This window comes from Mucilaginibacter sp. CSA2-8R (assembly GCF_038806765.1).
Classification (GTDB): Bacteria; Bacteroidota; Bacteroidia; order Sphingobacteriales; family Sphingobacteriaceae; genus Mucilaginibacter.
This window is the reverse complement of the sequence record NZ_CP152389.1, coordinates 5,110,558-5,123,798: the sequence shown is the minus strand read 5'-3', so window position 1 is coordinate 5,123,798 and position 13,241 is coordinate 5,110,558. Positions and strand designations below refer to the sequence as shown.

General features: G+C 43.5%; 8 protein-coding genes. 7 read left to right on the top strand and 1 reads right to left on the bottom strand.

Annotation, left to right across the window (positions count from 1 at the left end):
- Positions 1–15 precede the first annotated feature (15 nt).
- Complete coding sequence (locus AAGR14_RS21765) at positions 16–1,218, bottom strand: serine hydrolase (RefSeq protein WP_342648714.1); 1,203 nt, start codon at positions 1,216–1,218, stop codon at positions 16–18.
- A gap of 381 nt (positions 1,219–1,599) precedes the next feature.
- On the opposite strand from AAGR14_RS21765, the gene AAGR14_RS21760 reads away from it, so the two are divergent.
- The 7 genes from AAGR14_RS21760 (at position 1,600) to AAGR14_RS21730 (ending at position 13,188) form a co-directional block, all read left to right on the top strand.
- Entirely contained in the window at positions 1,600–4,902 is a 3,303-nt protein-coding gene (locus AAGR14_RS21760) for a SusC/RagA family TonB-linked outer membrane protein (RefSeq protein ID WP_342646350.1), read from the top strand.
- Positions 4,903–4,912: 10 nt separating this feature from the next.
- Positions 4,913–6,478, top strand: a complete 1,566-nt coding sequence (locus AAGR14_RS21755; protein WP_342646349.1) for a SusD/RagB family nutrient-binding outer membrane lipoprotein — start codon at positions 4,913–4,915, stop codon at positions 6,476–6,478.
- A 17-nt stretch (positions 6,479–6,495) separates the two neighbouring features.
- The gene (locus tag AAGR14_RS21750; protein WP_342646348.1) at positions 6,496–8,088 is read left to right on the top strand and encodes a DUF5689 domain-containing protein; all 1,593 of its coding nucleotides are present in this window, start codon (positions 6,496–6,498) and stop codon (positions 8,086–8,088) included.
- A gap of 71 nt (positions 8,089–8,159) precedes the next feature.
- On the top strand, positions 8,160–9,557 hold the full coding sequence (locus AAGR14_RS21745) for a calcineurin-like phosphoesterase family protein (RefSeq protein WP_342646347.1): 1,398 nt from the start codon (positions 8,160–8,162) through the stop codon (positions 9,555–9,557).
- A gap of 122 nt (positions 9,558–9,679) precedes the next feature.
- Complete coding sequence (locus AAGR14_RS21740; RefSeq protein ID WP_342646346.1) at positions 9,680–10,579, top strand: glycerophosphodiester phosphodiesterase family protein; 900 nt, start codon at positions 9,680–9,682, stop codon at positions 10,577–10,579.
- A gap of 147 nt (positions 10,580–10,726) precedes the next feature.
- Complete coding sequence (locus AAGR14_RS21735) at positions 10,727–11,899, top strand: formylglycine-generating enzyme family protein (RefSeq protein WP_342646345.1); 1,173 nt, start codon at positions 10,727–10,729, stop codon at positions 11,897–11,899.
- A 101-nt stretch (positions 11,900–12,000) separates the two neighbouring features.
- Positions 12,001–13,188, top strand: a complete 1,188-nt coding sequence (locus AAGR14_RS21730) for a class I SAM-dependent rRNA methyltransferase (protein WP_342646344.1) — start codon at positions 12,001–12,003, stop codon at positions 13,186–13,188.
- The last annotated feature ends 53 nt before the right edge of the window (positions 13,189–13,241 follow it).

The following is a 13,241-nucleotide window of genomic DNA, read 5'->3' as shown; positions in this document are numbered from 1 at the left end:
ATGAATTACCAGGTGTTAATCGTCTGCCGTTTCGCCGGTACCGGTGTAAGCACCTTTGCGTACAACAGGCATCCCGGTAATTTTAAACAATTCGTCTAAATGCAGCAAGCTGCCGTTCACTAAGTTTCCTAACAAAACTATAGTCACATCGTTTTTTAAATCACGTAAAAATATATGCCTGAAACCATGCCACCAGCCGGTATGGTAAACCACCTTTTCGTTTTTACTTTCAAATATACGCCAGCCATACCCGTAGCTGAAATGCCCGCGTATCAATGGGGTAACATGAGCGGTATAGGCTGAGTCTTGGGTACTGGCTTTAATTAATCTACCAGCTTTTAAAGCCTGGTCAAACAGGTACAAATCGCCAACTGTGCTATAAATGCCTTTATCGCCTACCGGCCCATCTAAAAAATTCTGCGCAACAGAGTAGCGCCAGCTGTTACGGTCGTGCCCTACTACATCAACCGGAATTTTGTCGTATACCGCTTTAGAGTATACGGCAGTATGGGTCATGCCGGCAGGTTTAAAAATGTGCTCCTGTACATACTGTGCATAAGGCACACCAGTAACTTTTTCAATAATAGAACCCAGCACCATATAGTTAGAGTTGTTATACAAAAACCGGGCATTAGGTTTATTAAACGGAGCCGGCTTGTATTTGGCAATCAGCTCCATTACCTGCTGGTTGGTAATTCCTTTTCGCTGGTCAAGGTGCTGCGAGCGGTACAAACCGTCAACAAAATAAACATAGTTCATCATACCCGAGCGGTGGGTGAGCAGCAAGCGGATGGTTACCCCGGCGTAAGGGAAGTTAGGGTAAAAATCGCGCACATCCTGGTCGAGTTTAATTTTGCCTTCTTCCCATAGCTGCATAATAGCTGTACCGGTCATGGTTTTAGATACCGAGGCCAGTTCAAATTTCGACTCTATTTTCAGGCTGTCGCGGGTGAGGTGATTAGCCCAGCCAAACGAGCCTTCGTACAAAATCTTCCCTTTTTTGGCTACCAGTACATTGCCGTTAAAGGCATTTTTTTTATGCAACTGCTGCATAAAGGCATCAATCTTTTCGTCGGCATCCTTAGGGTTATATTTTAATAGTTTTTGCGGCTCAAAAGGCTTGTCCGATTTATCAACACCTTTTTTTGAAGTGTGCGAGCACGATGACATTACCACAGCAGCAAATACACCTGCCAAAACATACTTATACAAAAACATCATATCGATTATATCCCCAATTAACGCCCGCGAAAATCCGAAATTATCAGTGAGGTAAAAAGTAAAGTGCAGAATATTTTTTTGTGCAGGTTAAGTTAATACTGGGTTATTGTTAATTGTCTATAAAAATTATATTAAAAAAGCTTTCTTATTATATCAATCACACCACCTAAGTATAAAAAGCTTTCGCTAATGTTTTGAAGGGATAATTGTACTTGTATCTAAATTTTTACATATTTTCAATTTCAGGGCCTTTTATTGACAAAGTGATAATGCAAGCATGATGTGTGCTTAACTTTCGCTTAACAGCACATACCCACCTTTGCAGCGGTATTTAACAATGCCGGGCACACTTACTGTAACTACAATAAAATCCCTTTTATGAACAAAAGCTTTACTTATGGCATAAGCAGGCTTTGGCAATTATCTGGTCAGGCTGCAAAGCAGAACCGGTTAAACCCCAAAACGTCATTAAGCAAAAACCCCTACACACTGCTTATTTGCATCATTACACTTGCCGTTCAAGCATTGTGTTACCACACGGCAACGGCACAAACGCAGCCACGCACTGTTACCGTACAAGGTACTGTTATTGATAACGACGATTCTGAACCACTGATTGGAGTTACCATCAGCAATGGTAAAAGACGTTCGCTTACCATTACCAACTCGCAAGGTGCGTTTACGGCAACCATACCTGCCGGCAGCGAAATACAAATTGGCTATATTGGTTACACCTCAGAAACGCGTACTTTCAATGCTAATCAAAGCAAAGTTGTTATTCGCTTAAAGCGTGGATCGAGCCAATTAAACGAAGTTGTTGTTACCGCTTTAGGTATCAAAAGAGAAGAGCGTGCTTTAGGATATTCTGCATCAAAGCTCGATACCTCAGCGTTTACCAGAGCCCCTGCCAGTAACTGGACCGATGCCTTATCCGGAAAAGTAGCTGGCTTAAACCTAGTAAGAAACAGTGGCCCTGCCGGATCAAACAAAATTATTCTACGTGGTGAAAACAACCTGACCGGTGACAACGAAGCTTTAATCGTAATTGATGGTGTGGTAGCCAGTAGCTCGTCCAGAAGAACGGCCGCCTCATCCGGGGGTGTATATGGAACATCAGGAGATGTTATGCCCGCAGATTTTGGTTCAGCCTTAAATGACTTGAATCCCGATGATATTGAAAGTGTAACTGTATTAAAGGGGCCGGGAGCATCGGCACTTTACGGCCAGCGCGGGGCAAACGGAGCCATCATTATTACTACCAAATCCGGAAAAGCCAAAAAGAAGCTGAGCATAACCCTTACGTCTAATAATACTTGGGAGTCGGTAAATAAAAGCCCGGACATTCAAAGCGACTATGGTCAGGGCCAAAATGGGGTAAATTACTTCTCTTACGGAGCAACGGATGATGGTGCAAGCACTAATGCAACAAGTGCAAGCTGGGGAGCACCTTTTAACCGTGGTACAAGCTTTTATCAGTATGATCCTGCTACCAAAACAAGAGGGCTAACCAGAACACCATGGGTAGCTTATGAAAACCCGGTTAAATCTTTTTTTAAAACCGGTTTCGAAACTTTAAACTCTATCAGTATAGATGGTGGTTTAAAAAACGTAGGTATGCGTTTTTCGGCCAGCCACGGAGATGATAACTGGATTGCTCCAAATACAGGTTTAAAACGTACTAATATTTCGTTTTCTGCCAATAGCGATGTCAGCAAAAAGCTAAATATCCAGGTAAAGGCCATTTACAACAACCGGAATAGCGATAATTTGCCCGCCACCGGTTACGGCAACCAATCCCTGATGTACTGGTTTATGTTTGCTCAACCAAACGTAAACACAGACTGGTATAGAGATTATTGGGTTAATGGAAAAGAGAATCAACAGTTTGTAAATATTACTACTACCAATCCTGAAGCCCCCTATGCTATTTCAGAGCAGTATATTAATAAACAACGCCGAAACGGCATTCTTGGAAATTTACAGGCCACCTATAAGATAACCAATGATTTAAGTTTGATGGTGCGTGGCTCTATCGACTATAACAAAGATGTTCGCGAAACGCTGCGGCCTTGGGATGCTGCCGGAAACAAGTTTGCGCAGGGATCTTACCGGGTACAAGATGTCAAATCTTACGAAATCAATGCTGATTTCCTGTTAAGATATAACAAAAAAATAACGCCATCCATACAAATGAACGCATCTATTGGTGGTAGCGAAATGCGCAATGAGTATAAGAAGTCAGAGCTTCGGGCCGACGGTTTAGTAATACCGGGGGTATTTAGCCTGGACAATAACGCTAATCCGCTAATCTCCGTTCCTGATACCGCTCGTTACAGGTTAAATAGTTTTTATGGTTTGGTATCTTTTAGTGTAAAGAATTATCTGTATTTAGATTTAACCGGCCGTCAGGACTGGAACAGCACGTTAGCAACGCCTTTAAGAACCGACAATGTAGGCTTCTTTTACCCATCAGCAAGCGCATCTTTTATTGCTTCTGATTTTTGGAAGTTGCCAACAGATATTAGCTTCCTGAAACTTAGGGCATCAATCTCGCAGGTAGGTAGCGGTGGTACTACGCCTTACCGTACTGCTTATAATTACACGCTTGCATCTAACGGCATTTACCCGGATAGTGCCATGACTAACCCTAACGTATTGCCTAACCCCAACTTAAAGCCTTTAAAAACAACTTCTATAGAGTTAGGTACGGAACTGCGTATGTTTAACAACCGGCTGAGCTTTGATTTAGCGGTTTATAAAGGCAATACTAAAAATCAGATATTAAGCCGGGTGGTAGACCGCGCTACCGGTTATAACGTAGCCGTATTTAACGTAGGTAACGTTCAAAATAAAGGTATTGAAATAGCGGTTACCGGAACGCCTATTCAAACTAAAAAGTTTACCTGGCAACTTAACGGAACATTTACAGCTAATCGCAACAAGATTTTAGAACTGGCAGATAGTTCAGTTGTCCTCCGAACCGGACCTTTAGGTGGCGCTGCAATTGTGGCTAACGTTGGCGGCAGTATGGGTGATTTATATGGAAGAGCTATTGTACGTTCTCCTGATGGTCAAATTGTTTATGATGCTGTTTCAGGTAATGCCAAAGCCGGCGACCAGCTGGTATATTTAGGTAACACATCGCCAAAGTTCAGGTTTAGCTTCGGTACTACCCTTACTTATCAGCGTTTTAGCTTGTCAGGATTGTTTGACGCACAATTAGGTGCGGTAGCGCATTCACTTACCTTTTCGAGAATGGCAGCTTTAGGTAAGCTAAAAGTTACATTACCCGGACGCTATAACGGCATTATTGGTAATGGGGTGGTGCAAAACTCAGATGGAACCTATCGTCCTAATGATGTAATAGCCACAAACCTGGAAAGCTTTTATACCTCAATTTACGGATCGGACCAAGCAGAAGGCAGTGTGTTCAAAACCGATTATTTAAAATTTAGGGAGGCCAACTTAACCTACAATTTCGACACCAGATTGGTACGGAAGATTGGTATTAACAGGCTTAGTTTGGGCATATACGGACGGAACTTATTCATATGGTCGCCCTGGCCGGCGTTTGATCCCGAGTTTGGTACATTATCCGGTACCGACATCGTTCAGGGCTTTGAAACTGGCCAGTTACCATCTACCAGAAGTTACGGATTTCGTTTAGTTGTAGGGATATAAAAAGAAATTTATGAAATTTTTAAATAAGATAACCAGCTATATAATACTGTTGGCATTCACTACTTTAATCTCTTGTAAAAAAGATTTTAACGAAGTAAATACCGACCCCATAGGTAAATCTAAAACAACAGCCAACCAGTTGTTAGCGCCGGCGTTGGTAAACGTTTTACAAGCTAATATGGTTCGTAACCGCGGCTTTAATAATGAGCTAATGCAGGTTACGGTAGATGTGAGTGATGCAGAAGGTAGAGTTTTTAGGTATGACGTAAGACGTACTTGGGCAGATTATACCTGGAATGCCTGGTACCCTGAACTAACCAATCTGCGTGATATTTATACCATTGCCAATCAGCCTGAATCTTTGAATTCGTCTTACAAAGGGATATCGCTAATTACACAGGCCTGGGTATTTGAACTATTAACAGATGTTTATGGTGATGTGCCCTACTCACAGGCTAACCAGGGTAAAGAAGGCAATTTGCAACCGGTTTATGATAAACAGAAAGACATCTATCTTGATTTGTTTAGCAAGCTGGAAGAGGCTAATAAATTGTTAGCCGAAGGAACCGCAATCGTTAAAACTGGTGATCCGGTTTACCAGGGCGACGTTAGCAAATGGCGCAGGTTTGGCAACTCTCTATATTTGCGATTATTGCTGCGTGTGTCTGGTAAAGCGGAAGTGAGTGCACAGGTAATCGCCAAAATAAAAGAAATTGCTGATACCAATAGAGGCAATTACCCTATCATGGAGGATAATACCCATACCGCGAAAATTTTATGGAATGGAACTAATAGCAGTACGGCGGTATACTCTTCACCATTTATGATCAACGTAAGGGCGGTTGACTTTAGAACACCAGCGATCACCAACTTCTTTCTTGGAAATTTAACTAACTGGTCTGATCCCCGAATTACAGCCTCATACGGCACTAATAACTATAATCGATTTGGTATTGCGTCTGGGCCATCTGGTTTAGTTGGTGTACCAAGTGGTTATGATATTGGTTCATTAGTAACTAAGCAAGCCTATTTCTATTCTGATGCCCAAAATGCTGGCGTCACTTTACAAACCGATCCTTATACAGGTATTATCATGAACTGTGCAGAGGTAGACTTTATTTTAGCAGAAGCTGCTGCCAAAGGATGGATTAATGGTACAGGCGAAACCTATTATACTAAAGGTATTGCTGATGCGCTAAACTACTGGCTACCTAATAATTTCAAATCTACATCAGACCCTGTTTTAGTTAAATACATTAATGATGCTGATATAGATTGGAATAATAGCTTGCCTATAAACACCACCACACCAGGCACACCCAGCAAAATGGAGTCGATCCATCTTCAAAAGTACTATGCCATGTTTCTGGTCGATTTTCAGCAGTGGTTTGAATATCGTAGAACAGGGCATCCTTTCCTTCCTAAAGGTACCGGTTTAATAAATGGCGGCCGAATGCCTGCCAGGTTAAACTATCCGTTAGCATCTCAATCAACAAGCCCAACAAGTTATAGTAATGCTGTGGCATCACAAGGGCCTGATGATATTAATACATTAGTTTGGTGGCAAAAACCATAATTGAATCACGAAATAACATGAAAAAGACAATACTCTATATTGCCGCACTGTTGGTAGTAGGTACAGCTTGGATGGGCTGTAAGCGTGACAGTGATTATATTCCGGTTACAGTTAGTCCATACATTTCACTCTATGACCTGCGCGACCTTTATGAGGGATCGGATATTAACCTGACGAAAGAAAACATGTACGGTTGTGAAAAAATAACAGGTGTAGTAATATCTGATTATGCGCAAGGTAATCTGCCCCCCGGCTATTTATTACTGCAAGATAAGCGCAGGTTGGCGCAACTGAGGGGTATTGCTATACCTATTGGTGCTGCTGCTACTAACTACGTGTCAGGAGATTCGGTAATTGTAACCGTGACTGGCGGTATATTAACCAGGGCTGATAACCTATTACAAATTAAAAATATTTCTACAAGCGCCATTACTAAAATAGCAAGCGGTAAGACTATAGCTCCTAACCGGGTTAACAGCAGTGACATCCTTGCTAATCCGCTTAATTATGAAAGCACGTTAGTAGCCATAGTTAAAGGTGGTTTTGATCCTATACCTAAGCCTACTGATAAGTACGCTGGTGATAGAGTTGTAAATGACGGCTTTGATAATATTACCTTACATACTGAGCCTAACGCTGTATTTGCAAATAATACCCTGCCAGTGAGTGCAAACTTTTACGGTATAGTATTTAACACTAAGGCAGCTGACGGCAGATTGGTTCCGCAAATCAGGATGCGCAAGGCAGATGATGCGCAAGTGCTTAGCTCTACCATATCACTTACACCAATTGTTATCAGCGGGTTCATTAATGACGTATCAGGAAGCGATGGAAACTATGAATATATACAATTGCTGGCCACACGCGACATTGATTTTGCGGCAACACCGTTTTCGGTAGTAGTTTGTAATAACGCAGGCGCATCCACCCCAGGAAACTTTCCAGCTAACGGCTGGGCTACCGGTGGTGGTTCTGTAACCCCAGCTACAACGTTCCGTACTTTTAAATTTAATTTAACATCAGGTACAGCAAAAAAAGGCACTTTCTTTTATGTAGGTGGTTCAGGTAAAATGATCAATGGCTCCGGATCAACTAGCATGGCTTCATCTAACTGGATAAGATCATTTAATTACACAACCACTGACGGCGATGGCTTTGGAATACGAAATGGCGGTTTTTTTGCCAATAGTGGTAACGCGTTTGGTATGGCCGTGTTTAACGGTACCAATGTAACTAAAGATAGCGAACCGATTGATGTAATGTTTGTAAGCACCGGTGGTAATTTGTTTTTAGCTGGTCCTCCGGTACAAGGTTATAAAATAACTAACACAGATTTTTATGATGTGGTTAATCCAATCACCCTACAATCACAACCTTATTATAGACAAGGATCAAATACACTTTGCCTCACTTACACTACCCCGGCAGATCAGGGCTTCTTTTACAAGCTGGGTGGTATTTATAACGCGCGTTTAGGCAGGTGGGTTAAAGCCCGCACACAATCTATCGTGCAGCTTACTAAAACCTCAGCAATTAACGAAATTGAGGGTGAATTCCCGGCATCATCGGGCACAACACCGGCTGTTGCACCAACGAGTATAAAAGATTAATTATTACAATCCAAGTTATGTGGGGTGCTGCTTAGATATCTTATACAGTACCCTTTTTTTGTTAAAAACATATGAACCGCAGATTATTCATACAACGTTCCCTGGTATTAACGGGTGCTTTAACTTTAACATTTAGAAATACTTTTGCCCGCAGCAAACGTGCAGCTACCGTTACAGGTAAGGTAACTGCCGGCAGTAAACCGCTGGCCAACGTGCTGATATCAGACGGCTTTAGCATTGTGCCAACTGGCAAAGACGGCACTTATCAGCTTACACCAGATGCCAAAGCTGAGTTTGTGTTTATCAGCATCCCTTCAGGCTATGAATTTCCGCACGAGCAATATCTGGCTAAACATTATCGCCGCTTAAGCGAAGGCAGTAGCTTTGATTTTAACCTGGTGCCTCTAAAAAAGAATGACAGCAAACACACCTTTATTGTCTGGGCCGACCCGCAGGTACGCAACAAAAAGGACGTTGAAAAAATGATGGCGCAATCGGTACCGGATACGCAGAAAACGGTTGCCGGCCTGAGCGGCGAATTGCTGCATGGCATTGGTGTGGGCGATTTGGCCTGGGATAATCTGGAGCTTTTTGCCGATTATAACGCAGCCGTTAAACAAATAGGTATTCCGTTTTTTCAGGGCTTAGGCAATCATGATATGGATTACCGCCAGGGTGGCGACGAAACCTCCGATCGTACTTTCAAGAAGACGTATGGCCCCACATACTATTCGTTTAACCGCGGCCGTGCACATTATGTAATGATGGACGATGTACGCTATTTAGGCAAAGAGCGTGAGTACGACGGTTATATAACAGAAGAGCAATTGAACTGGCTAGCTAAAGATTTGCAGTACGTTAAAAAGGATGACCTGCTCATTATTTGTCTGCACATACCGGTTTACGACCAAGTAAAAAACAACCAAGATTTGTACAAACTGTTAAGGCCGTTTAAAAATGTGCATATCATGTCGGGGCATACGCATTACAATGCCAACCATATAGATGGCAACATTTACGAGCACAACCATGGTACCGTATGCGGTGCCTGGTGGACCGGCCCAATTTGCGAAGATGGCACGCCACGTGGTTACGGTGTTTACAGCGTTGAGGGCAACCAGCTGAAATGGTATTACAAATCAATGGACAGCGATAAAAACAACCAGCTATCGTTACATATTGATGAGCAGAAAAAACTGGTAGCCAACGTTTACAACTGGGACCCGCAATGGAAGGTTGAATACTGGCTGGACGGAAAATATAAAGGTATCTTGAAAAATGAGCTGGGCATGGATCCCATGGCGGTAAAACTGTACCTGGGCGATAAACTGCCGGCTGGGCGTACCTTCCCAGAGCCAAGGAATACAGACCATATTTTTGCGGCACAACTGGACAACGGTATTAAAAATGTTAAAGTGGTGGCCACTGATCGTTTTGGCGACAAGTATGAACGCGAGATGAGCGTTTAAATATTAAAGATTAACTGATAGCCCTGTTGCTATTCGGAACAAAGTGAGGCGGTTGCCGATGGGGTATCCCAACAAAAACCACCTCACTTTAAACCGGATGGCAACAGTCCGTTTATATTGCAATGAAAAAATCAGCTTACTTAATATTGGCCGGCTTGTTAACTACCACGAGTGTTATGGCACAAAAAGCGAAATTTCCGTCTCCTGCATTTCCGGCGTTTGATACTGAGGCGCACCGGGGCGGGCGCGGCCTGCAACCCGAAAATACGATTCCCGCTATGCTAAACGCGCTGAAACTTGGCGTAACTACTCTGGAAATGGATACTCACATTACAGCTGATGGTAAAGTTGTGCTGTCACACGATGATGCTTTAAACCCTGTATTTGCTTTAACACCAGAAGGTAAAGAGATACCCAAAGAGGACGCCCATCGTTATGCCATTTATAAAATGCCCTATGCCAAGATAGCGCGCTTTGATGTGGGTTCTAAACTGTATGAAAAATTTCCCCAGCAGCAAAAAGTTAAAGCGCATATCCCCTTACTGGCCGATGTTATTGACAGCGTACAGCAATGCTTAAAAAGTAACAAAAAGCCCCAGGTTTTTTATAACATCGAAACAAAAAGCAGCCCCAAAAACGACAACGTTTACAACCCTGAGCCCGAAAAATTTGTAGACCTGCTGATGTCCGTTACTCAAAGTAAAAAAATAACGCCGTATGTAATTATCCAATCTTTTGATAAACGCACATTACAGGTGCTGCATCAAAAATATCCTCAGGTAAAAACATCTTACTTGGTTGAAAAAGGAACGCTTGCTGATAACCTCAAAGAATTAGGTTTTACGCCTGATGTTTACAGCCCGGCCTACAAACTGGTAGATGCCGACTTGGTCAAAGACTGCCACAACCAAAACGTCAAAATTATTCCTTGGACGGTGAACACTACCGAAGAGATAAATGTGCTTAAGCAACTGGGTGTTGATGGTATTATATCTGATTATCCAAATTTATTGGTAAAATAAGATAATTGATAATACAGTCACGCAAGTATAGCTTTTGTCTATCAAAGTATTGTTAGGGTATCGGTTGAAAAGTTGAACTTGATGAAAGGTGATTAAGCAATTAAATAGCTATTGTTATCAACATGATAAATAATTAGTTTAGCACTCGTGCAGCTGATCAGTCCGGATAAATTTAGTTTTCTTAAAAGTGTCGCATTCACTTTTGGTGTTATTGCAATAGCTTTTACTCCGGCTTGTCAACAGTCAGGCGCATCCAAACCGAACAATACTGCTGCAAAAATTGCTAAACCTCCCGTTCCTAAAAAAGTGATCTGCTGTGAGTCGAACATCCCTTCACGATTTGGTAACGTAAAACTGGAGCAGCCGCAAGATGTGCAGGCCGGTGCTTTAGCCAGCCATACCGGTATGGTTTGGATTAATGGCGGCACGTATGCTATGGGCGGCGATAACCGCGAAGCTTCGGCCGATGAATACCCAAAGCACCAGGTAGACATAACCGGTTTTTGGATGGATGCTACCGAGGTAACCAATGCAGAGTTTGCCGAATTTGTAAAGGCTACCGGTTACATCACTACGGCCGAAAAAAAGCCTGATTGGAATGAGCTGAAAAAACAATTGCCCCCTGGCACACCCAAGCCACCCGACAGTGTGCTGGTAGCGGCATCGTTGGTTTTTAAACCAACCGCCACCGAAGTAGACCTGAATGATTACAGCCAGTGGTGGACCTGGCAAAAAGGCGCCAACTGGCGGCACCCACAAGGGCCGGCCAGCAGTATTAATGGCAAGGGCAATTACCCGGTAACACAACTTTCGTGGTATGATGCACAAGCATACTGTAAATGGGCCGGAAAGCGCCTGCCAACCGAGGCCGAATGGGAATGGGCCGCCCGCGGCGGGCAAGCCAATAAAATCTATCCATGGGGAAACGAACCGGTAACCGCCGGACTGGCAAAAGCCAATATTTGGGAGGGCAATTTTCCGTACAAAAACACCCTACACGACAAATTTTACCGCGCTGCCCCGGTAAAGTCTTTTAAACCCAACGGCTACGGTCTTTACGATATGGCCGGCAACGTGTGGGAGTGGTGCCACGATTATTATAACGAAACTTACTACCAGCATAGTCCGGTTAAAAATCCGCAAGGCCCTGACCGTAGTTATGATCCGCAGGAGCCCCAGGCTGTTAAACGGGTAATACGCGGCGGCTCTTTTTTGTGCAATAACAGTTATTGCAGTGGTTTCAGGGTTGCCCGACGGATGAAAAGTACAGAGGACAGCGGGATGGAACACCTCGGCTTCCGGTGTGTTCAGGACAAGTAAAGCGCTGCCTTTTCCCAAAACTGTTACTTACGACTTCTTCTATCAGCAAAAAACCTATTGCAATCAAAGTGAATTAGCTAAGGCTGCGTATCTTTGCCGTTATGGTTGAAGTGATCCTGAAAAAAGGAAAAGAAAAAGCAGTGCTGCAACGCCACCCCTGGGTGTTTTCGGGCGCTATCGAGCGTGTAAAGGGTAAACCTGCCAATGGAGATGTGGTTAAACTGATTGATGCACAGGGCCGCTTTATGGCCTACGGCTTTTACAATGACCAGTCGCGCGTAGCGTTGCGCTTGCTGGAGTGGGATGAGCATACTGAGATTAATGATGACTGGTTTAGGCAAAAGGTTTCTACTGCTGTTGAAAGCCGTAATTTTGTGCTGCAATCGGGCCAAACCAATACCTGCCGCCTCATTTTCAGTGAGGCCGATTACCTGCCAGGATTAATTGTAGATAAATATGCTGATTATCTCTCGCTACAGATTCTTACTTCAGGCATTCAAAACAACATCGGTGTAATTATTGATGAATTGCAGCGCTTGTTGCAACCTAAGGGCATTTATGATAAGAGCGATGCTTCTTCGCGTGCACACGAGGGGCTGGACACTACCAATGAAGTTTTAGCCGGTAGTCCGCCGCCTGAGTTGGTTGAGGTTAAAGAGAATGGCTTAACCTACGGCATCAACATTGCCGAGGGGCAAAAATCAGGTTTTTACTGCGACCAGCGCAATAACCGCCACATCCTGGCCAACCATACAGCAGGCAAAAAGGTACTGGACTGCTTTTGTTATACCGGGGGCTTTACCCTCAACAGCCTGCAGCAAGGCGCAGCATCGGTAACCAGTGTAGACAGTTCGGCATTAGCTATGGATACCCTGAAAAAGAACATCGAACTTAACGGCCTTGATGCCGGAAAGCACCGGGCTATACAGTCGGACGTCAACAAACAGCTACGTCGCTTTAAAGAAGAAAACGAAACGTTCGACATCATTGTACTCGACCCGCCTAAATATGCCCCATCGCGTTCGGCACTCGACCGTGCTTCAAGGGCTTACAAAGATTTAAACCGTATTGCTATGCTGTTGCTCAACAAAGGCGGTCTGCTGGCAACGTTTTCCTGCTCGGGCGCCATGGATATCGACACCTTTAAACAGGTATTGGCCTGGGCCGCCCTGGATGCCGGCAAACAAGTACAGTTTATTTACCAATTTTGTCAACCCGAGGATCATCCCGTACGCGCTTCTTTTCCCGAAGGAGAGTATTTAAAAGGACTACTGTGCAGGGTTATATAAAAAAACACCCTCTTGCTAACAGATAGCAAGAGGGTGTTTTTTATTATTGATTT

Excerpts from the sequence above, each read along its gene's own strand:
- AAGR14_RS21750 (WP_342646348.1), top strand. The coding sequence starts at position 6,496 with ATGAAAAAGACAATACTCTATATTGCCGCACTGTTGGTAGTAGGTACA.
- AAGR14_RS21755 (WP_342646349.1), top strand. The coding sequence starts at position 4,913 with ATGAAATTTTTAAATAAGATAACCAGCTATATAATACTGTTGGCATTC.
- AAGR14_RS21740 (WP_342646346.1), top strand. The coding sequence starts at position 9,680 with ATGAAAAAATCAGCTTACTTAATATTGGCCGGCTTGTTAACTACCACG.
- AAGR14_RS21760 (WP_342646350.1), top strand. The coding sequence starts at position 1,600 with ATGAACAAAAGCTTTACTTATGGCATAAGCAGGCTTTGGCAATTATCT.
- AAGR14_RS21745 (WP_342646347.1), top strand. The coding sequence starts at position 8,160 with ATGAACCGCAGATTATTCATACAACGTTCCCTGGTATTAACGGGTGCT.
- AAGR14_RS21765 (WP_342648714.1), bottom strand. The coding sequence starts at position 1,218 with ATGTTTTTGTATAAGTATGTTTTGGCAGGTGTATTTGCTGCTGTGGTA.
- AAGR14_RS21730 (WP_342646344.1), top strand. The coding sequence starts at position 12,001 with ATGGTTGAAGTGATCCTGAAAAAAGGAAAAGAAAAAGCAGTGCTGCAA.